Annotated in this window: 19 protein-coding genes and 1 pseudogene; 11 read left to right on the forward strand and 9 right to left on the reverse strand. The window is 59.7% G+C overall.

The genetic code is table 11. The features are described 5' to 3' along the window. Positions 1-3 precede the first annotated feature (3 nt). A complete protein-coding gene (locus PMI11_RS18890; protein ID WP_007820070.1) occupies positions 4-930 on the forward strand; it encodes a Gfo/Idh/MocA family protein in 927 nt (308 codons plus the stop codon). Positions 931-1,004: 74 nt separating this feature from the next. Further along, complete coding sequence (locus PMI11_RS18895; protein ID WP_007820072.1) at positions 1,005-1,556, forward strand: GrpB family protein; 552 nt, start codon at positions 1,005-1,007, stop codon at positions 1,554-1,556. 8 nt (positions 1,557-1,564) lie between these two features. Here PMI11_RS18895 and PMI11_RS18900 read toward each other — a convergent pair whose 3' ends face one another. Next, complete coding sequence (locus PMI11_RS18900; RefSeq protein WP_007820074.1) at positions 1,565-2,014, reverse strand: DNA polymerase III subunit chi; 450 nt, start codon at positions 2,012-2,014, stop codon at positions 1,565-1,567. Then, positions 2,011-3,504, reverse strand: coding sequence for a leucyl aminopeptidase (locus tag PMI11_RS18905; protein ID WP_007820076.1), 1,494 nt, complete (start codon positions 3,502-3,504; stop codon positions 2,011-2,013). Before PMI11_RS18905 ends, PMI11_RS18900 begins: the two co-directional genes overlap by 4 nt. Positions 3,505-3,644: 140 nt before the next feature. Here PMI11_RS18905 and PMI11_RS18910 point away from each other — a divergent pair, with 140 nt between their 5' ends. The 7 genes from PMI11_RS18910 to rsmA all read left to right on the forward strand — a co-directional run bounded on the left by PMI11_RS18910 (position 3,645) and on the right by rsmA (position 12,129). Beyond that, on the forward strand, positions 3,645-4,418 hold the full coding sequence (locus tag PMI11_RS18910) for a phosphatase PAP2 family protein (protein WP_193385616.1): 774 nt from the start codon (positions 3,645-3,647) through the stop codon (positions 4,416-4,418). Positions 4,419-4,517: 99 nt separating this feature from the next. After that, positions 4,518-5,699: an LptF/LptG family permease gene (locus PMI11_RS18915; RefSeq protein WP_007820079.1), complete on the forward strand. Its 1,182-nt coding sequence runs from the start codon at positions 4,518-4,520 to the stop codon at positions 5,697-5,699. Beyond that, positions 5,696-6,784 (forward strand): LPS export ABC transporter permease LptG, encoded by a 1,089-nt coding sequence (gene lptG, locus PMI11_RS18920; protein ID WP_007820081.1) that lies wholly within the window; start codon positions 5,696-5,698, stop codon positions 6,782-6,784. Before PMI11_RS18915 ends, lptG begins: the two co-directional genes overlap by 4 nt. Continuing rightward, positions 6,784-9,138, forward strand: a complete 2,355-nt coding sequence (locus PMI11_RS18925) for an LPS-assembly protein LptD (protein WP_007820083.1) — start codon at positions 6,784-6,786, stop codon at positions 9,136-9,138. Before lptG ends, PMI11_RS18925 begins: the two co-directional genes overlap by 1 nt. A gap of 187 nt (positions 9,139-9,325) precedes the next feature. After that, positions 9,326-10,267, forward strand: a complete 942-nt coding sequence (locus tag PMI11_RS18930; RefSeq protein WP_007820085.1) for a peptidylprolyl isomerase — start codon at positions 9,326-9,328, stop codon at positions 10,265-10,267. A gap of 6 nt (positions 10,268-10,273) precedes the next feature. Beyond that, entirely contained in the window at positions 10,274-11,302 is a 1,029-nt protein-coding gene (gene pdxA, locus PMI11_RS18935; protein ID WP_007820087.1) for a 4-hydroxythreonine-4-phosphate dehydrogenase PdxA, read from the forward strand. Then, on the forward strand, positions 11,302-12,129 hold the full coding sequence (gene rsmA / locus PMI11_RS18940) for a 16S rRNA (adenine(1518)-N(6)/adenine(1519)-N(6))-dimethyltransferase RsmA (RefSeq protein WP_007820089.1): 828 nt from the start codon (positions 11,302-11,304) through the stop codon (positions 12,127-12,129). Before pdxA ends, rsmA begins: the two co-directional genes overlap by 1 nt. On the opposite strand, the gene gmk is transcribed toward rsmA, so the two are convergent. The 7 genes from gmk to fabD form a co-directional block, all read right to left on the reverse strand. Next, the gene (gene gmk, locus PMI11_RS18945; protein WP_007820091.1) at positions 12,126-12,788 is read right to left on the reverse strand and encodes a guanylate kinase; all 663 of its coding nucleotides are present in this window, start codon (positions 12,786-12,788) and stop codon (positions 12,126-12,128) included. The two genes, rsmA and gmk, sit on opposite strands and share 4 nt — an antisense overlap. Positions 12,789-12,791: 3 nt before the next feature. After that, positions 12,792-13,679, reverse strand: a complete 888-nt coding sequence (locus tag PMI11_RS18950) for a YicC/YloC family endoribonuclease (protein WP_007820093.1) — start codon at positions 13,677-13,679, stop codon at positions 12,792-12,794. Between the two features lie 16 nt (positions 13,680-13,695). Next, positions 13,696-14,916 carry an endolytic transglycosylase MltG gene (gene mltG / locus PMI11_RS18955; RefSeq protein ID WP_007820094.1) on the reverse strand — a complete coding sequence of 407 codons (1,221 nt, stop codon included), beginning with the start codon at positions 14,914-14,916 and terminating at the stop codon, positions 13,696-13,698. 118 nt (positions 14,917-15,034) lie between these two features. Continuing rightward, positions 15,035-16,297, reverse strand: coding sequence for a beta-ketoacyl-ACP synthase II (gene fabF / locus PMI11_RS18960; protein WP_007820096.1), 1,263 nt, complete (start codon positions 16,295-16,297; stop codon positions 15,035-15,037). A 93-nt stretch (positions 16,298-16,390) separates the two neighbouring features. After that, positions 16,391-16,627 carry an acyl carrier protein gene (locus tag PMI11_RS18965; RefSeq protein ID WP_003547058.1) on the reverse strand — a complete coding sequence of 79 codons (237 nt, stop codon included), beginning with the start codon at positions 16,625-16,627 and terminating at the stop codon, positions 16,391-16,393. A 286-nt stretch (positions 16,628-16,913) separates the two neighbouring features. Continuing rightward, positions 16,914-17,651: a 3-oxoacyl-[acyl-carrier-protein] reductase gene (gene fabG / locus PMI11_RS18970; protein ID WP_007820098.1), complete on the reverse strand. Its 738-nt coding sequence runs from the start codon at positions 17,649-17,651 to the stop codon at positions 16,914-16,916. Positions 17,652-17,681: 30 nt separating this feature from the next. Then, on the reverse strand, positions 17,682-18,626 hold the full coding sequence (gene fabD / locus PMI11_RS18975) for an ACP S-malonyltransferase (protein WP_007820100.1): 945 nt from the start codon (positions 18,624-18,626) through the stop codon (positions 17,682-17,684). A 207-nt stretch (positions 18,627-18,833) separates the two neighbouring features. Between fabD and PMI11_RS18980 the strand changes: the two genes are divergently transcribed. Further along, entirely contained in the window at positions 18,834-19,877 is a 1,044-nt protein-coding gene (locus PMI11_RS18980; RefSeq protein WP_007820102.1) for an aldo/keto reductase, read from the forward strand. A gap of 67 nt (positions 19,878-19,944) precedes the next feature. Further along, positions 19,945-21,560 (forward strand): annotated as a pseudogene (locus tag PMI11_RS18985) (hypothetical protein); the annotation flags it as partial.

Here is a 21,560-nt window from a genome sequence, read left to right on the forward strand (position 1 = left end):
ACAATGTCAGCCATCAACCTCGCCATCGTCGGCGTCGGCAAGATCGTCCGCGACCAACACCTCCCCTCCATCGCCGCCAATGCCGATTTCAAGCTGGTGGCGACGGCAAGCCGCAACGGTACGGTCGATGGCGTTACCGCCTATACCTCGATCGACGACATGCTCGACGCCGAACCATCTATCGATGCCGTTTCGCTCTGCATGCCGCCGCAGTATCGCTATGAAGCTGCCTACAAGGCACTGGCTGCCGGCAAACACGTTTTCCTTGAAAAGCCGCCGGGCGCGACGCTGAGCGAAGTGGAAGACTTGGAGGACCTCGCGAACAAGCAGGGTGCGACACTGTTTGCAAGCTGGCATTCGCGCTATGCAGCTGCCGTCGAAGCCGCCAAATCGTTCCTCGCCTCGACCGAGATCAAGAGCATGCACGTCATCTGGAAGGAAGACGTGCGTCATTGGCATCCGAACCAGGAATGGATCTGGCAGGCCGGCGGTCTCGGCGTTTTCGATCCGGGCATCAACGCACTTTCGATCGTCACGCATATCCTGCCGAAGGCGATGTTCCTCAGCGCCGGCACGCTGGAATTCCCTGAAAACCGCGACTCGCCGATCGCTGCCGACCTGCATTTCCGCAATGTCGACTACGTTCCCGTTCACGCGGAATTCGACTGGCGCCAGACGGGCAAGCAAAGCTGGGACATCATCGCGGAGACCGCGGCCGGACAGATGGTTCTTTCCGAAGGCGGTTCGAAGCTCTCGGTCGACGGCGAACTGAAGTTCTCTGCGCCGGAAGCCGAGTATCCGTCGCTCTACCGCCGTTTCGCCGAGCTCATCAAGGCCGGCAAGTCGGATGTCGATCTGGCGCCGCTGCGCCATGTCGCCGATGCCTTCATGCTCGGCAAGCGCAAATTCGTCGAGGCGTTCTACGACTGATCGGCCTTACGGGCAGATGTCATTGTGCCTGCAGAATGCTAGAATAGGAAAACAAAACGTGAGGGACGTTTTCCATGCAGCAGGAGCAGGATGAATCGTTTGGATTGGGCGTCCCACATCTGGCGGTGAGGCTCGCCGACCCCAATGCCAAGTGGCGGGAGGCCTATCTGCTGGAAGAGGCCAGGATTCGCGACGCGCTTGGCCCTCTGGCAATCGACATACAGCACTTTGGCAGCACCGCCATTCCAGGCATCAAGGCGAAACCGATCATCGATATCCTGATCGGCGTTCGCCGCCTTGATGACGGACTTGCCTGCATCAAACCCATGGAGGCGATCGGCTACGACTATGCCGGTGCCGACATCGTGCCCGACGACCATCTCTTCGGTCGCGGTGTCACGGGCGAGACGCGTACGCATCTCGCCCATGTCGTCGAATATCAGGGTTTCAACTGGAGGCGGAACATCTTCTTCCGCGACAGGCTGCAAGGCGATCCAGCCCTTGCGCTGGCCTATGAAGAACTGAAGATCGGCCTCGCGGAAAAATATGCCGAGAGTCGTGCGGCCTATACCGGCGCGAAGAAGGATTTCATCGACAGGGTTCTGGCCGAGGCCGGTCTAGCCTGACGTTCCCGTCAGGCCTTCTTCTCCCACCGCCCTTCCGGCGTCTGCTGCCAATAGGTGAGGCTATGCCCCTCGCCTTTCAGCTTCTTCCACTGGGCGCGCGCACCTTCAAGCTGCTCCTGATCGTAACCGTCGAACATGAAGACGATCCGCTCATAATCCGCGACGGCCGGCGGCTCGGCGCCATCGACGATGAAGCGGACGGTAGCAGCATTCGCGTTGTCAGCCGAAACCGTCAGGAGAACCGGCTGATCCCCGGCAAAATCGGCCTCATCCGTGCCATGCGGCAGAAAGCTATCCTCTCGATAGGTCCACAGATGCTGATCCAGCGCATCACGCCGCGCAGCCTCCTTCATCTGGACGGCGACGCGCCAGCCGCGCTCGACACTCTTGTCGAGCAACGGCGGAAGCGCGTCTTCCAGCTTCGATTCCGTCAGATGGTAGAAGAGGATTTCCGTCATCGTGTTTCGTAGTTCGAGCGGACCAGTTCATCAAGCAGGCGCACGCCGAAACCGGAGCCCCAGGACTGGTTGATCTCGTCCTGCACCGAGCCCATGGCCGTCCCGGCGATATCGAGATGCGCCCAGGGCGTATCCTGCACGAAGCGCTTGAGGAAATGCGCCGCGGTGATGGAACCCGCGAGACGACCGCCGGTATTCTTCATGTCGGCGAACTTGCTGTCGATCATCTTGTCATATTCCTTGCCGAGCGGCATGCGCCACAGCTTCTCGTTCGTGACGAGACCAGCGGTCGTCAGCTGCGCCGACAGGGGATCGTCATTCGAGAAGAGACCCGCATGGCTGTTGCCGAGCGCGACCATGATGGCGCCTGTCAGTGTTGCGAGATTGATCATGAATTGCGGCTTGAAGCGATCATTGCAATACCAGAGCGCATCGCAGAGCACGAGGCGGCCTTCCGCATCCGTGTTGATGATCTCGATCGTCTGGCCAGACATGGAGGTGACGATGTCGCCCGGACGCTGGGCGTTGCCATCAGGCATGTTTTCCACAAGGCCGATGATGCCCACGACATTGACCGGCGCCTTGCGGGCGGCAAGCGTGTGCATGAGGCCGGTGACGGCAGCCGCACCGCCCATATCGCCCTTCATGTCTTCCATATTGGCAGCCGGCTTGATCGAGATGCCGCCGGTATCGAAGACGACGCCTTTGCCGATGAAGGCGATCGGCCGATCCTTGCCCTTTCCGCCCTTCCACTGCATGACCGCAAGGCGCGGCGGACGGACGGAACCCTGAGCAACGCCGAGCAGCGCACCCATGCCGAGACGACGCATTTCGCGCTCGGTGAGGATTTCCACCTCGACGCCAAGCTTCTCGAGCTCCTTTGCCTTGGCCGCAAATTCGATGGGACCGAGGACGTTCGGCGGCTCGTTGACGAGATCGCGGGCAAGATTGACACCGTCCGCAACCGCTTCGGCATCGGCAAAGGCCTTCTTGGCGGCAGCCGCATCGGCCGTGACGATCGTCACCTTGACCGACTTCGCCTGTTTCTCTTCGTCGTCATTCTTCTTCGTCTTATAGGTATCGAAGCTGTAGGCGCGCATCAGCATGCCGAGAGCGAAATCGGCCGCAGCCTTGGCGCTGACGTCTGCGCCCGGCGCATCGACGAAGATCGTTGCCTTCTCGGTATTCTTGATCCGCGAGGCAGCGCTGCCGCCAGCCTTCAGCCAGTCGTGTACGGTCAGGTCTGCCGGCTTGCCGAGACCAAGGACGACGATGCGCTCGACAGGCGCACCCTCGGGCGCCACCAGGTCGAGGGCAGTCAACGACTTTGCCGAAAAGCGCGCAATCTTCGACGCCTTGGCGATCACTCCCGCCGGATCGGCAATATCTGCCCCAGCCGCGGTGTCGGCCTCGGACGTCTTCAGAAGAATCGCGAGGCCGCTGCTGAGCTTTGCCGATTTTGAGAATGAAATTTCGAATTTTGCAGACATGTCTTCTCCGATGGGATTCATGAAATCCGTTCCAGGGGATAATTTCGCGTTTGACGGGTCTGTCAATGGCCGGCGACAGTTGTTATGTTCCGCGCGGCCGCCCGGCCAAAAGGTTTTCGTCAGTTTCGTAGATGTTTGCGTTGACAGTTTTTTCGAAAAATCGATGGCAGGGTCCGGCAGTTCGCCTGCCACAAACGGCATTCGGCGTCTTTGTCCTGCTCTTCTGGGTGTGGTGGCTGCTGCTTGCCGTGTTCCGCGCCTTTCCCGGGATAGACATTTATTTTTCCCAGCTTTTTTTCGTGCAGGCGGCCTGTGACGCGTCGGCTCCGGCAACTGAGGTCTGCGGCTCCTTCCCCTATCGGAGCGAGGCGATCCTCGGTCTCTTACGCACGCTCTTCTTCTACGTTCCCTATGTCGTGACCGCGGTCATGCTGTGGAAACTGGCCGAGTGCTATCAGCAGCATGGCGCGACATTCAACGCGCCGCGCGCCCGCGATCTGAAGGTTGCGCTCGGCACGCTGCTGATCGGTCCCGTTCTTCTCGTCAATGTGATCCTCAAGGAACATTGGGGGCGGCCGAGGCCGGTGCAGACGGATTTCTTCGGCGGTACGCTGCATTTCGCCGAAGCCGGTTCATTGGCCGGCAAGTGTGTCTCGAACTGCTCCTTCATTTCCGGAGAGGCTGCGAGCGCGGGCTGGCTGTTCTGCCTGCTGATCTTCGTTCCGAAGTCGATACGTTATGCGCTTGTGGCACCCGTCGCCGCCGTTTCCATCCTGACGCCCGCGATGCGGCTCTCCTTCGGCGCACATTATCTATCCGACGTCGTGCTGGGATGGCTTTCTTCGGTCGTCATATTCGCGGCGCTGATGGCACTTGCTGAGTCGCCACGGCAACAAAAAAATTCTGAAATTTGAATGAATTTTTGACACTGACTTGTCGCAAAACCGAGACAAACAGCGTAGAGGGAATCTCCTGCTGATCATATCGACCTGCAGGCGCGTTCAAGGGCGAGCATGAAACTACTCGAGACATATATATTGCGGCGTGTTGGCCAGATGTTTCTCGTGGCCCTGCTCCCGGTGCTCGCAATCATCTGGACCACCCAGGTCCTGCAGCGCATCAACCTGGTGACCGATAGCGGCCAGTCGATCGGCTCCTTCGCCACGCTTGCGACGCTGATCCTGCCGTCGATCATTCCCATCGTGCTGCCCTTTGCACTCGTCATCGGCATTACCCAGACGCTGACGACGATGAACAATGATTCCGAGCTGACCGTGATCGATGCCGCGGGCGCCCGCCGCAGCATCCTGGCGCGGCCGATTCTGCTGCTCGCGATCCTCATCAGCGTCTTCTCGTTCTTCGTCGACAATGTCGTCGAGCCGCGTGCCAAGACCGTCGTGCGGCAGATGATCGCCGCCACCTATGCTGATCTTCTTTCGTCCGTGATCGAGGAAAAGACCTTCCGCAAGATCGACGAAGGCCTTTATGTGCAGATCTCACAGCGGCTCGCCGGCCGCACGCTCAAAGGCCTCTTCGTCGCAGACGAGCGCGACCCGAATTACGAGCTCATCTATTATGCGCGCGAAGGCGCCGTGGATGATATCGGCACGTCGCTGATCATGCATGACGGCGAAGTCCATCGCAAAACGCCCGATGGCAACGTCTCGGTCATCAAGTTCGATTCCTATTCCTTCGACCTTTCGGACATGACGGAAAACAACGGACAGGCGACGCTTCGCGCGAGCGACCGCGATCTCGCCTTCCTCCTCAATCCCGATCCGAAAGATCCTGATTACATCGCCAAACCCGGCAGCTATACCGCCGAGCTGCATCGCCGCCTGACCGACTGGACGCTGCCCTTCGTTTTCGCGCTTTTCTCGCTTGCCATAGCCGGGGATGCGCGATCGCATCGCGAGGCACGCATGCATCCGATGATCGGCGCACTGGGCCTCGCATTCGTCCTGCGCTGGGCGGCGTTCTACGTTGCCAACCAGATCGACAAGAGCACGATCTATATCCCGATCCTCTATGCGATCCCCATCGTGACCAGCCTGGTTTCGATTATTTTCCTGAACATGCATAAGCGGCTCGCCATGCCGCTCGTCGTCAGAAATCGCACCTCGACGATCTGGAAGCGCGCGCAGAAGCGGGTACTTGCCGCCACGGACCGGACCGGCGGAGGTGCTGTGCGATGATTTTCGGGACATTGTCGCGGTATTTCTTCCGCCGGTATGTCGTAACCACGATGTGGTTCCTGATCGGCATGAGTGCCATCACCTTCCTGCTGGACTTCAGCGAGACGGCAAGCCGCATCTCCAATTTCCCCGGCTACACGCTGGGTGGTGCCGTGCTGCTCACCGCCGTTCGCCTACCGTTGATCCTGCAGCAGACCATCCCCTTCGTGGCGCTGTTCGTCGGCATCACCGTGCTTATCGGCCTCAACCGGAAATATGAACTCGTCGTCACCCGTGCGGCCGGCATCTCGGTCTGGCAGTTCATGCTGCCTTTTGTCGCGGGGTCCCTGATTCTCGGCGTGCTGACGGTGGTGGCGCTCAATCCGCTCGCCGCCTGGGGCCAGAGGCAGGCAACCCAATTCGAAACGGCCTGGCGCGGTCAGGACAATGCGATGATCAGGGCCCTGCAGGTTCCGTGGCTGCGCCAGATCAGCGGCCGGGACGATGTCATCATCGGCGCCAAGACCGTGCTGGAGAACGGCACGCTGCTTATGGACGCCGTGCTTGTCCACTTCGATTCCACCGGTCAGGTCATTCTGAGGCAGGATGCCTCATCCGCCAAATTGGAAGATGGTTACTGGCAGCTTAACAACGTCGTCGAACGCAAGCCTGGGGAAATCCCGGTGCGTAAGGCTACGGAGCAGCTTCGTACCAATCTGAAGCAAGACTTCATCAAGGAGCGGCTGACAGCGCCGGAAACAATTGGTTTCTTTGACCTTTCCAACCGTATCGCTGCCGCCAAATCCTTCGGGATATCCACGAAGGCGCTTGAGACTCAATTCAACTCTCTGTTGTCGCAGCCGCTGCTCTTGGTGGCCATGACTCTCATTGCTGCAACAGTGTCTCTAAAATTTAGCCGGTTCAACCAGTCACGCTCTGTGATTCTGGGTGGAATCCTTTCAGGCTTCATGCTTTATGTCGTCACCGTGCTTGTAAAGGCATTTGGAAGCAGCGGTGTCGTGCCGCCGTTTGTGGCGACTTGGATACCAGTGATCGTGGCGCTCGCTTTAGGCGCGACGATCCTGCTTCATCAGGAGGATGGCTAGTGGCGGTAGGCGACCGCAAGGTGTTTAGTAAACAGTTGGTTGCCCTGCTCTTAGGCGCAGCTCTGGGTACCTATTTTGAGAGCGCTCCTCTGGCTTATGCCCAGGAGAATGCTACAGGCATGCCTGCGATCGGCCAGAATATCTCGCCGGACGCAAAACTGATGCTGTCGGCAAATGAGCTGGTCTACGACAAGGACCAGGAGATCGTCTCTGTGATCGGCGGCGTGCAGATCAATTACGGCGGCTACAGGCTGGTCGCCCAGAAGGTCGACTATAACCAGAAGACCGGCCGCATGATGGCGACCGGCAACATCGAGATGGTGACGCCCGACGGCAACCGAATCTATGCCGACCACCTAGATGTGACCGACAATTTCGCAGACGGCTTCATGAATGCACTGCGGATTGAGACAAGCGACAATACCCGCCTCGTTGCCGAAACCGGCCAGCGAGTCGGCGGTACGCAGATGATTCTCAATAAAGGCGTCTACACGGCCTGCTTGCCCTGCGCCGAAAAGCCCGAACGCGCGCCTTTCTGGCAGGTCAAGGCCGAACGCGTTATCCAGAACAGTGAGAAGCACACGATCCGCCTTGAAAAGGCGCGATTCCAGCTGCTTGGCCGTTCGATCGCATACCTGCCGTGGATCGAAGTCCCCGACAATACCGTGAAGCGCAAGTCCGGCTTCCTGTTCCCGTCGATGAGCGTTTCGCAAAATCTCGGCTACGGTCTTTCCGTTCCCTATTATTACGTCATCTCCCCGAGTTCGGATTTCACCGTCACGGGCACCGGCTATACCTCGCAGGGCTTCATGCTCGAGGGCGAATATCGCCGCCGCTTTGAAAACGGCACGATGACGATGCGCGTTGCCGGCATCGATCAGATGAACCCAGGCAATTTCAGCGAAGGTACAAGCGATGCCGAGGCTGAACAGCGCGGCATGGTCGCATCGGCGGGGCACTTCAGGATCAATCCCCGCTGGAGCTTCGGCTGGGATGTGATGGTGCAGAGCGACAACAACTTCTCGCGCACTTACAAGATTGACGGCTACGATGACACGCCGCACTCCAACACCGTCTACCTGACAGGTCTCGGCAAGCGGAACTACTTCGATTTGCGCGCCTTCTATTTCGACGTACAGGACGCCGACCGCAACAGCACCGCGGAAAAGCAGCAGGCGATCGTCTATCCTACGCTTGACTATCACTATGTCGCGCCGCAGCCACTTGCAGGCGGTGAGCTTTCCGCAGATGTCAATCTCACCAACATTTCGCGCACCCACGACGACTTTTATAATGTCGCAGGTTTCGACCGCTTCCGCGGCCTGGAGGGTCAGACGACCCGCTTGAGCACGGAACTGCAGTGGAAGCGCACCTTCGTGACGTCGACCGGTCTGGTGATCACACCGTTGCTCGCAGCACGTGGCGATGCTTTCGCGCTCAACATGGACAGTCCTGTCGACGCGAACGGCATTCCGTATGCCGGCAACTATCTCGACGATAATGCGGCGACGCGCGGAATGCTGACGGCCGGACTGGAAATGCGCTATCCGATCCTGTTCACAACCAGCAACAGCACGCATGTTCTCGAGCCGATCGCCCAGATCTATGCGCGGCCTGACGAGCCGCTCGCAGGCCGGCTGCCGAACGAAGACGCACAGAGCTTTGTCTTCGACGCGACGAACCTTTTCGATCGCGACAGGTTCTCCGGCTACGACCGTATCGAAGGCGGGACGCGCGCAAACCTCGGCTTCCAGTACACCGGCACCTTCGACAGTGGCTACAAGCTGCACGGCATCTTCGGACAATCCTATCAGCTGGCGGGTCAGAACTCGTTTGCAACCGACGACCTCGTGAATGTCGGTGCCGATTCGGGCCTCGAGACCGATCGTTCCGACTATGTCGGTCTCGGCGGCATCGAAATGCCTTTCGGTCTTTCCGTAGCGGCTTCCTATCGACTGGACGAGAAGGATTTCTCGTTCAATCGCGGCGATCTGACCACGGCCTATCAGAACGATACCTTCTCGGGCCAGGTCACCTATACGCACGTGAGCGCCCAGCCGGCATATGGCTTTGCCGAAGACCAAGACGAGGTTCAGACAAACGCCAGGATCAAGTTCAAGGATTACTGGTCGATCTTCGGCGGCATTGCCTGGGACCTGAACAACGATGTCGTCACCAGACGCACGCTCGGCATTTCCTATCAGGACGAGTGCACGATCTTCACCATCGCCTATACGGATGCCCGCGATACGTCGGATCAAACGGCAAGCGACTGGACGATCGCTGCCCGCCTGACCTTCCGCACGCTCGGCGATATCCGGCTGGGCACAGGTGATGCTGCGAATAACCTCTGATCACAGATGGACGGCCGGAGATTTCCGGCCGGGCCATTCTTTCGCCGTAAGCCTGTGCAGGACATTGCCACCAGTCGTTATGTGAGACATAGGGTGTCGCGGAGCAAGAGATGCGATTTCCGCTTGTCTCAGTGTATGGTAAGAACGCCGCGCGCTGGATCGTGCGGCGCTATCGGGAGGTCAACAGATGATTGACGCGAAGAAAACCGTGACCACGCTTATTGCAGGCGCAGCCTTCATGCTTGCTGCCTTCAGCACCCCCGTCTTCGCCGCAAGCGAAGTCAAGGCGGTGGTAAACGGTACCGCGATTACCAGTGGCGACGTTGCAAAGCGACAGGCCTTCATGCGCCTGCAGCGCCTGAAACCCGACGCCAAGGCTGCCGAAGAACAGCTTGTCGACGAGGCGCTGAAGCGGCAGGAAATCTCTCGCGTGCGCATGTCCGTCTCGCAGGACGACGTCAACGCCTCCTTCGCGCGTTTCGCCGCCAGCAACAAGCTTTCCGTCGAGCAGATGGGGCAGATCCTCGACCGCGCCGGCGTCGGTGTCGATCATTTCAAGAACTTCATTGCCGTGCAGATGAGCTGGCCGCGTATTGTCAATGCGCGCTACGGCTCCAGCGCACGCATCTCGAATTACGATCTGGTCAACCGCATGATGCAGAATAACAAGCAGAAGCCGGTGACGACAGAATACATGTTGCAGCAGGTCATCTTCGTAGTTCCGCCAGCCAAGCGAAATGCGATTACGGCCAAGCGCAAGAGCGAGGCAGAGGCATCACGCTCCAAATATCCGGGCTGTGATCAGGCTAAGACTTTCGCCGCGACCATGCGGGACGTTTCGATCCGCGAGCTCGGCCGTATGCTGGCTCCGGAAATTCCTGCTGAATGGAAGGACCTTGTCGCACAGGCCAAGGGCAACACGACGGCAACGCGCGTGACTGACAAGGGCGTGGAATATCTGGCAATCTGCAGTCAGCGCCAGGTTTCGGACGACCAGGCCGCAGAAATGGTGTTCCGCCAGGAAGACCTCGACAAGGCCAAGTCGGACAAGGCCGCAGCGCCGGAAAACGAAAACAGCACCAAATATCTGGATGAACTGCGCAAGCACGCGCAGATCATCTATCGCTGATTTTCCATGGCGACACCGTTTTCGCGACCGCTTGCGCTGACGCAGGGCGACCCGGCCGGCGTGGGGCCTGATATCACCCTCATGGCCTGGCTTCGCCGACGCGAGCTTGGGCTGCCGCCATTCTTCCTGATTGGCGATCCCGATGTGCTTGCGGTGCGGGCACGACAGCTCGGCCTTGATGCTCCCCTGCGCAGCATCGGCAATGCAGCCGAAAGCCTCGGTATATTTGCGGACGCGCTGCCTGTCCTGGCGATACCCGCAGGCGTCGATGTTGCGGCAGGAGAGCCGCATGTCGCTACGGCGAAGGGTACGATCGCCTCGATCGAAGCCGCTGTAGCGCTCGTCATGCAGGGCGAAGCGCTTGCAGTCGTCACCAATCCGATCGCCAAGTTGGTGCTCTATGAGGCAGGGTTCAAATTTCCAGGCCATACGGAATTCCTTGCCGATCTTGCCATGCATGCGACCGGCCAGTCGGTCATGCCCGTCATGATGCTTGCGGGACCAAAACTACGCGCCATTCCTGTCACCATCCACATTCCGCTCAAGGATGTGCCGCAGGCGTTGACGCTCGGCCTGATCGTCGAAACCTGCCGGATCGCAGATAGGGACCTGAAGCAGCGATTCGGGATCGACTCTCCGCGCCTGGCTATCGCAGGGCTCAATCCGCATGCGGGCGAAGGCGGCGCGATGGGCAAGGAGGATGAGACCATCATCCACCCAGCGGTCCAGATCCTTCGTGACGAGGGTATCGATGCGATCGGTCCTCTCCCCGCCGACACGATGTTTCATGATGAAGCGCGCGCGCGTTATGACGTGGCCGTCTGCATGTATCACGATCAGGCGCTGATCCCGGCCAAGGCGCTCGGTTTCGACGATTCCGTCAATGTGACGCTCGGCCTTCCTTTCGTGCGCACCTCCCCCGATCATGGCACGGCCTTCGGCATTGCCGGCAAGGGACTTGCCCGCGAGACGAGCCTCCTTGCCGCGCTGAAGCTCGGCGCGCAGCTTGGCCGGACTGCGGAAAGCCATCGTTAATGGCTGCACTCGACGGTCTGCCACCGCTTCGCGAGGTTATCCAGCGTCATGGGCTCGATGCGCGCAAGGCGCTTGGGCAGAACTTCCTGCTCGATCTCAACCTGACGCAGAAGGTTGCCCGCACGGCCGGCGCGCTTGATGACGCGACAGTCTTTGAAGTCGGTCCCGGTCCCGGCGGCTTGACGCGGGCCATCCTTGCGCTCGGTGCGAAGAAGGTCATCGCGGTCGAGCGCGATGCACGCTGCCTGCCGGCTCTCGCCGAGATCGCCGATCATTATCCCGGACGGCTGGAAGTCATCGAGGGCGATGCGCTGAAGACCGATTTCGAGGCGCTGGCGCCGGAAGGTCCCGTCAAGATCATCGCCAACCTGCCCTATAATGTCGGCACCCAGCTTCTGGTGAACTGGCTGCTGCCGAAGGCATGGCCTCCCTTCTGGCAATCTCTGACGCTGATGTTCCAGAAGGAAGTCGGCGAGCGGATCGTCGCCTCCGAAGACGACGATCACTATGGCCGCCTTGGCGTGCTCGCTGGATGGCGCACCCATTCCCGCATGGCATTCGATATTCCACCACAGGCTTTCACGCCGCCGCCGAAGGTCACCTCGACGGTGGTCCACCTGACGCCGAACGAGAACCCGATCCCCTGCTCTGTCGCCAATCTGGAGAAGGTGACGCAGGCCGCCTTCGGCCAGCGCCGCAAGATGCTGCGCCAGAGCCTGAAGCCGATCGGCGGGGAAAGCCTGCTTACCAAAGCCGGCATCGATCCGGCTAGGCGCGCGGAGACGCTGTCGGTGGAAGAATTCTGCCGGCTGGCGAACAGCCTTTAGAGGACCGGCGTTTCCTCGAGCAACTCGCGGACGAAATCGAACATGCCGTGGCGACGATCGCGGCGTAGGCGCTCAGCCTTCACAATTGACTGTACCGCATCGAAGGCAGCGTTCAGGTCATCATTGATGATGACGTAATCATATTCGCGCCAGTGGGCGATCTCGGCACGGGAATTGGCCAGGCGCGTTTGGATGACCTCCTCCGAATCCTCGGCGCGGCGATGCAGGCGGGATTGCAGCTCGGTCATGGTCGGCGGCAGTACGAAGATCGAGACCACATCGGCCTGCATCTTCTGCTGCAATTGCTGAGCGCCCTGCCAGTCGATATCGAACAGCATGTCACGGCCTTCGGACATAGCCTGCTCAACCGGCTCGCGGGGTGTGCCGTAGAAATTGCCGTGAACCTCGGCCCATTCCAGCAGAGCATCGGAATCGCGCAACCGCTCGAATTCCCGCACGGACTTGAAATGATAGTGAACGCCTTCCACTTCGCTCGGCCGGCGCTGGCGTGTCGTGACGCTAACGGAAAGGCCGATCTGCTTATCCGTTTCGAGAAGCGTGCGCGCGATGGTGGATTTACCGGCGCCCGAGGGCGACGAGATGACCAGCATCAGACCGCGACGGGCGATCTGGATGGGCGAGATTTTCGCCGGGCTCATGTCCTACTCCAAATTCTGGACCTGCTCGCGGAACTGATCGATCACCACCTTCAGCTCGATGCCGGCTGCGGTGACGGCCGATGCGTTCGACTTCGAGCAGATTGTATTCGATTCTCGGTTAAATTCCTGTGCAAGGAAATCGAGCTTTCGGCCAACCGGGCCACCTTTTGTCACGAGATCGCGGGCGGCAGCGACATGAGCCTTCAATCGGTCGATCTCTTCGCGCAGATCCGCCTTGGTGGCGAGCAGCGCTGCTTCGGCGTGCAGCCGGTCACGGTCGAGCGCGCCGGCTCCTTCCATGAGGAGCGCGACTTGCGCGGAGAGCCTTATCGCGATCTCCTGCGGCGAGCGCGAGGGATCGGCCTCGATCGTGCTCGTCAGAGCTTCGATCGTCGTGACATGGCCGAGAAGCACACGCGCGAGCGCCGCTCCCTCCTGCTCGCGCATGGTCCTGAGATCGGAGAGCGCAGCCGCCAGTCCCGACAGGATATCGCTATCGCGCGCGGCAACCGTCTCTTCGCTGTCCTGCGTCTCGCGGAAATCGACGAGGCCGCGGATGGAAAGCAGGGTATCGAGTCTCAGCGGCGCCGGATCGATCAGGCCCTCCAGCTTGTCGCGCATGGCGAGAACGGCAGCGAAGGCATCCCGATTGAGCACAGCCTCAAGCTGGCTTTCGCCTGTCGTCAGGGACAACGTGGCCTGTAGATTACCGCGGCTGAAATTCTCGCCGGCAACGCGGCGAACATCCGTTTCAAGGCGTTCCAGGCCGGGCGGGAGGCGGAGGCGGAGATCAAGGCCCTTGCCGTTGACCGAACGCAGTTCCCATGCCCAGCGCCAGCGGCCGGTCGTTCCCTCGCGCCGCGCAAAACCAGTCATGGACTGCAATGCCATCAAAGGCCTCCCGATATCAGTTGATCTTCTTTTTCTTCGGCGGAACCGCGGATGTGTTGTCCGCAGGCTGGTCTTCCGGCTGTCCGTCGACGACAATCTCGGGATCGGCACCCTTGTCGGCTTCCAGCTTACGCCAGCGCTTGACGTTGGCGTTGTGGTCTTCGAGCGTCGCCGCAAAGACGTGACCGCCGGTGCCATCGGCAACGAAATAGAGGTCCTGCGTCTTCCAGGGATTGGCGACAGCTTCCAGCGCGTCTTTGCCGGGATTGGCGATCGGCGTCGGCGGCAGGCCCTTGATGACGTAGGTGTTGAAGGGCGTCTCTTTTTTCAGGTCCGACTGATAGATCGGCCGGTCTGCGGGTTTACCATCGCCACCGAAGAGACCGTAGATGATGGTCGGATCAGACTGCAGACGCATGCCCTTGCCGAGACGGTTCAGGAAGACGGAGGCGACATGAGCGCGCTCATCCGGCACTCCCGTCTCCTTCTCGACGATGGAGGCGAGCGTGACGAACTCTTCCTTGCTCTTCAAAAGCAGGGAAGGATCACGCCGTTCCCAGATCTGGTCGACCAACTTCTGCTGGGCGGCAGCCATCTGGTCGATGATCTCAGACCGCTTGGTACCGCGCGAGAACTTGTAGGTATCGGGCCGCAGGCTGCCTTCCACCGGCAGGGCGGCCGGCAGGTCGCCTTCGAGCACCGGATCGTCCAGCATGCGGTCGAACATCTGTCGCACCGTCAGACCTTCGGGGAAGGAGACGGAATAGAGGATCGACTTACCTGATTTCAGGAGCTCCATGATCTCGTTCATGGATGCATGCGCCTTGATCTCGTATTCACCCGCCTTGAGGCTTTCGCCGGCGCTCAGATGCGTCGCGGTCAAATAGCGGAAGACGCGCGCATCCGAGATAATGAGATTGCGCTCGAGATTCGTGGCGATTTCCGCGAGGCCTGCGCCATTACGGACGATAAAGTTGGTGTTCGTCTGCAGCGGGCCGGGGTTCTGATAGGCGGTGATGGCGTAGTAGAAGCCGATGAGACCGGCGATGCAGACGACCACCGCCATGGTCATGACGAAATTCAGGAAGAGTACGACCTGGCTGCGGGCATTCCTGGAGCGCTTCGGCGGCTCGGGAACACGTTCCGGGCGCAGGGCTTCGCTCGGCGATTTCGGGATGATCGGTCCCTTCTGCGCCGGCTGGCCGTTGTCGCTGCTCTGGTTGGTCGTATCGCTCACCGGCAATCCTCTAAAACTTGGCCCCCGCTTCGCTATTTCGCGAAGTAATGCGGCAAAAACAGGTTCTGCCGCGCTTCATGACGCCGTTTGACGTTCGCCCGTGCTCGTGAACCGCCTGTTACGCGACGTAGCGGCGCAACACGAGCGATGCATTCGTGCCGCCGAATCCGAACGAGTTGGATAGCGCCACGTTGATTTCTCGCTCACGAGCCTTGTGCGGAACAAGGTCGATCGCGGTCTCTCGCTCTGGATTGTCGAGATTGAGCGTCGGAGGGGCGACGTTATCCCGAATTGCGAGGGTCGTGAAGATCGCCTCGATGGCGCCGGCAGCACCGAGCAGGTGGCCGGTCGCGGATTTGGTCGACGACATCGAGATCTTAGATGCCGCATTGCCGACGAGGCGCTCGACGGCACCAAGCTCGATCGTATCGGCCATGGTCGAGGTGCCATGGGCGTTGATATAGTCGATATCGGCAGGCGTCAGGCCGGCGCGTTTCAGCGCCATGGTCATGCAGCGGAACGCGCCGTCGCCGTCTTCCGACGGGGCGGTAATGTGGAAGGCATCGCCGGAAAGCCCGTAACCGACCACTTCGGCATAGATCTTGGCGCCGCGTGCCAGCGCATGATCCAGCTCTTCGAGAACAACGATACCGGCGCCCTCACCCATGACGAAACCATCACGGTCCTTGTCATAGGGGCGCGATGCCTTCTGCGGATCGTCGTTGTGCTGCGTCGACAGCGCCTTGCAAGCGGCAAAGCCGGCAAGCGAGATGCGGCTGACCGGGGATTCCGTGCCGCCGGCAACCATGACATCGGCATCGCCGAGCGCGATGAGACGGGCAGCATCGCCAATGGCATGCGCACCGGTGGAGCAGGCGGTTACGACCGAATGGTTCGGGCCGCGCAGCTTGTGGCGAATGGAAACCTGGCCGGAGACGAGGTTGATCAGTCGGCCTGGAATAAAGAAAGGAGAGATGCGGCGCGGGCCCTTGTCGCGCAGCGTATAGCCGGCTTCGACAATGCCTTCGATGCCGCCGATGCCGGAGCCGATCAGCACGCCTGTCGCGATCTGGTCCTCATCGGTTTCGGGATGCCAGTCGGCATCCTTGAGCGCCATGTCGGCAGCGGCCATGCCGTAGATGATGAAGGGGTCTACCTTGCGCTGCTCCTTCGGTTCCATCCAATCATCAGCATTGAAGGTACCATCAGAACCATCGCCGACGGGAATGCGGCAGGCAATCTTGGCAGGGAGATCATCGACCTCGAATTCGGTCACGAGACGGGCGCCGTTTGCTCCCGCACGCAGGCGGGACCAGGTAACTTCTGCTCCGCATCCCAAGGGCGATACCATGCCGGTACCTGTTATGACGACCCTTCTCATCGACTGCTTTCCCCCGTCTGTTATGTTTTATGGAGAAACATGCTCAAAAGAAAAGGGCGGACTCTTGGCCCGCCCTTTCTCGAATGCGCAGAATCAGGCCTGAGCCTTTTCAATAAACTTCACGGCATCGCCAACCGTCAGGATCGAGTCAGCGGCATCATCGGGGATTTCAACGCCGAATTCTTCTTCGAAGGCCATGACCAGTTCGACCGTGTCGAGCGAGTCTGCGCCCAGATCGTCGATAAAGCTGGCGCTCTCGACGACCTTGTCGGCATCGACGCCAAGATGATCAATAACAATTTTCTTTACGCGTTCTGCGATATCGCTCATGTCGGTTTCCTCGACCTTATGTCCTGATCGGAGCGTCATTCTGACACCCATACCCTGTTTCAGCCTGCGATGCTTTCAGACATCCTCGGCAAACTCGTTTACCCGGCTTTAGAGAAGTCCCAGGCTTGCGAAAAGCCCGCCGGTCCGTCTGCTTTTTTCGGGACGACTGTACACAGTCATGGCCCGCTTAACATGCTTTAAGTCTGCCGCAAAGCCAGAAAATCAACCGTTCGTGATTGCTCAACACGCTATTGGCTGAAATCGGCGGCTGCGGCAGCTAATCGTTTCAGATCATGGCCATGCCGCCGTTTACGTGCAGGGTCTGACCCGTCATATAGGCCGCCTCCGAGGACGCGAGATAGACGACGGCAGACGCCACTTCGGCGCCGGTACCCATGCGCTTCATGGGGATCGCGCCCATGATCGTTTCCTTCTGCTTTTCGTTCAACTTGCCGGTCATGGCGCTTTCGATGAAACCTGGAGCAACGCAGTTAACGGTCACATTGCGGGTGGCGATTTCCTGCGCCAGCGACTTCGAGAAGCCGATCATGCCGGCCTTGGAGGCGCAGTAGTTGGCCTGGCCCGGATTGCCGGTGACGCCGACGATCGAGGTGATGTTGATGATGCGGCCGTACCGGCGGCGCATCATCGGATGGGTGAGCTCGCGCGTCAGGCGGAAGGTCGCTGTCAGGTTCACTTCGAGAACGGCATCCCAGTCCTCGTCGCTCATGCGCACGAAGAGGCCGTCCTTGGTGATGCCGGCGTTGTTGACCAGGATATCGACGCCTTCGAGATCGGCTTCCGCCTTCTGGCCGAGAGCCTTCACCTCATCGCGATCCGACAGGTTCGCCGGGAAGATCTTCACGCGGTCGCCGAGCTCATTTGCCAGGGCCTCGAGCTTTTCGACACGGGTGCCGTGCAGGCCGACGATGGCGCCCTGCTTATGGAGAAGGCGGGCGATTTCTTCGCCGATGCCGCCCGATGCGCCGGTGACGAGAGCCTTGCGGCCGGAAAGATCGAACATGGGAACGTTCCTTATATGAAGTGGGGGCAATCAGGCCGTGAGAGCGGCAATGGCAGCGCCGATATCGGCCGGGCCGTTGACCGAGATACCATTGATATTCTTGTCGATGCGGCGCGCAAGGCCGGTCAGCACCTTGCCGGCGCCAAGCTCATAAAGCGTGGTGACCCCGTTTGCGGCAAACCATTCCACCGTCTCGCGCCAGCGCACCTGCCCGGTGACCTGCTCGACGAGAAGCTTGGCGATCTCCTCTGCATCCGTGACGGGGGCGGCGCGGACATTGGCGATGACAGGCACGACCGGGTTGGTCTTCTTCACACCGGCCAGTGCCTCGCGCATGGCGTCTGCGGCAGGTGCCATCAGCTTCGAATGGAAGGGAGCGGAGACCGGCAGCAGGATGGCGCGCTTGGCGCCCTTGTCGGTCGCAAGGCCGGCGGCCTTTTCAACGGCCGACTTCTCACCTGATATGACGAGCTGGCCGCCGCCATTGTCATTGGCTATCTGACAGGAGCCGATCGCTGCGGCTTCTTCACAGATGGCCTGCACGTCGGCATGCTCGAGGCCGATGATGGCGGCCATGGCGCCGACACCGACAGGCACGGCAGCCTGCATGGCATTGCCGCGAATACGCAGAAGACGAGCCGTATCTGATATCGAGAAGGTGCCGGCGGCACAGAGGGCGGAATATTCACCGAGCGAATGGCCGGCGACATAGGCGACCTTCGCCTTCAGGTCGAGGCCCTTGGCTTCCAGAACGCGGACGACGGCCATCGAGACGGCCATCAGCGCCGGCTGGGCGTTTGCCGTCAGAGTCAGCTTGTCCTCGGGACCGTTGAACATGACATCGGAAAGCTTTTCACCGAGCGCTTCATCAACCTCTTCGAAAACGGCGCGGGCTTCCGCGAAATTCTCGGCGAGATCCTTGCCCATGCCGACGGCCTGGCTGCCCTGGCCGGGAAAAGTGAAAGCAATGGTCATTTTTCAGTCCCTCGATAGTGCCCGTTGGGCCATTTCGCCTCCAATTGACATTCTTTCTTTCAGAGTCAAGTGGTGGCAGATTCTCTCCAAAGCCTTTCGCGCGAGCGGGAACACCCGGTTTTTCCTCTTGCGCTTGGGCAAATCCAGCCTAGATTTGCGCGGCTCTTCCCAAGCTCTTCCTTTCCCAGACCACGCCCAAGGTTTCCGATGAAATACAATAAATTACGCCGCACAGATATTTCCGTTTCCGAGATTTGCCTTGGCACCATGACCTGGGGCACGCAGAACAGCGAGGCGGAAGCCCATGAACAGATGGACTACGCCGTCCAGGAAGGTATCAATTTCTTCGATACTGCCGAGCTTTATCCGACCACGCCCGTTTCGGCCGAAACGCAGGGCCGTACGGAGGACTATATCGGCAGCTGGTTCGAAAAGAGCGGCAAACGCAAGGATATCGTGCTCGCCACCAAGGTTGCCGGCACGGGCCGCTCCTATCTGCGTGGCGGCGAAGGCGCCGATTCCAAGAACATAAGGCTCGCGGTCAATTCCAGCCTGAAGCGGCTCAAGACCGACTATATCGATCTCTATCAGGTCCACTGGCCGAACCGCGGCCATTTCCATTTCCGGCAGAGCTGGCACTACGACCCCTTCAAACAGGACCGCGCCAAGTCGGTCGCCAACATGGTCGACATCGTCGAAACCATGGGCGAGTTGGTGAAGGAAGGTAAGATCCGTGCCTTCGGCCTGTCCAACGAAACGACCTGGGGTATCCAGAAATATTTGACGCTGTCCGAGCAGATGGACCTGCCGCGCGTCGCCAGCGTCCAGAACGAATACAATCTCCTCTACCGCCATTTCGATCTCGACCTGGCGGAACTCTCCCACCACGAAGATGTCGGCCTGCTCGCCTATTCGCCGCTTGCCGCCGGCATCCTGACCGGCAAGTACATCAACGGCGAGAAGCCGGCGGGCACACGCGCCGCGATCAACGGCGACCTCGGCGGCCGCCTGCAGCCGCTGCAGGAAGCGCCGACGAAGGCCTATCTCGACATCGCCGCCCGCCACGGCCTCGATCCCTCGCAGATGGCGCTCGCCTTCTGCCTGACCCGCCGCTTCATGACCTCGGTCATCATCGGCGCGACCACGATGGCGCAGCTGAAGACGGATATCGGCTCGGCAAACGTGGTGCTCAGCACCGATGTGCTCGCCGAGATCGAGAAGGTTCACCGGCAGTATCCGATGCCGCTCTGAGGTGTAGCGGTTCCACTTGACCGTGTAAAACGCAATGATAACCTCCGCACGAACAGGCGGAGGAACAATGTCGATCATCGGCAAGTGCATTGGGGCGACGGTGATGGCTATCGCCGGCGCCAGCATGGCAGCGGGCGACCCAACCGGCGCAACGGCGTCGCCCCAAGCACTCGCCCTTTTGGGCGGATTGGCAACTGCCGTTTCCGGAAATCTGGCACACGAGGCCTATAACAAGCTCGGCGACAAGTTCGGTCCTCTGATCTTCGCTCGTTATCCGGAAATTGACCGCAACCACCATATTATAATCGCGCTACGCCTCTCCCATCTCGATGCAGTGGAGGCAATCCTCCGTCGATTCAACGAAAGCCGCAGCTCTGATCATGATCGAGAGCGCCAGGAGGAGGCCGAGCGGGTTTCGGAACTTATCAAAACCTATCTGCGCGAGGCCAAGCGTTTCCAAGGCGATACCAAAGGCGGCAGGGCCTTAGAAGAGCGAGAAGTTCTCGCGGCATTGCCGAAGGCTTTCGAAACTGCGCTAGCGGATCGAAGTGGAGCGACGCCCGATGTTCAAGCTGCGCGACACGAAACCGAAGCTCAGGTGCTTGCTGAACTCAACCGGCAAATAGGCTCTGATCTTCCGCCACTTTTTATAAGGGTGTTCTCTGGCTCTGAAAGCGGACAGGATGGCTGGTATGATCTTTTTGTCCGTGCGGCAGCCAGTCGGCTAAAGGATGACGAAGCTTTTAAAAGCATCTGGAGTGCCGAGCAGCTTTCCAGAATTGTTCATATGCTTTCTCTCACAGCGGGGAAAATCGATCGTGTTCTCGACGGACAGGTAATTGCGGCACAAGACGCTGAGCGCCGTCATGATGAACAGATAGCGCTCCAGCGCCGTATTCTTGAAACATTATCGACGGAGAAAGGTGTTCCTGCATCGGAGCTTTCGCCGATACTGGAACGGCTGCTGGGGCATGTCGACGTGCCGATCGCCGATGTGCCGACAGTTCTTGCGAACGCTGTAGACGGCCTATTGGCCAAGTCCAAAACGCTGGTGGCAATCCATAACGACTATCCCGAAATCGACCGAGCCATCAACGAAGCACGCAATAAACTGAAAACCCTTGATATCGAAGGCGCCCTCACAACGATCCGTAGTGCGCAGGAAAGACAGAAAGAGCTGCAAAAGGAACAGCTTCGGGCAGAAGCGAGACTTCATTTCGAAGAGGCTGATATTCTTCGACCGCTTTACGATCATCAAGGTGTCATTGACGCACTTCGCAGGGGAATAGAACTCGATCCCGAGAAATATTGGCAGTGGTGCGCGCTGGGCGATGAATATGTGGCAATAGGCGAAAGACGCGAGGCATTGAACACGTTCAACACTGCACTGCAAGTTGCACAAAAATTCAGCGGAGAACGTGAAATCTCCGTCTGCTACGACAGGATCGGCGACATGCGCCAAGCTGGGGGAGACACAGCCGGAGCGCTCGAAGCCCATCAGGCTGGCTTGGAAATCGCGCGAACACTTGCCGAACGCGATCCCAGCAATGTCGATTGGCAGCGCGACCTCTCCATCAGCCACAACAAGATCGGCGACATCCGCAAAGCCGGGGGAGATACAGCAGGCGCCCTCGAAGCCTATCAAGCTAGCCTTGACATTCGCAAGACACTCGCCGAACGCGA

Source organism: Rhizobium sp. CF142 (assembly GCF_000281145.1).
GTDB lineage: Bacteria > Pseudomonadota > Alphaproteobacteria > Rhizobiales > Rhizobiaceae > Rhizobium.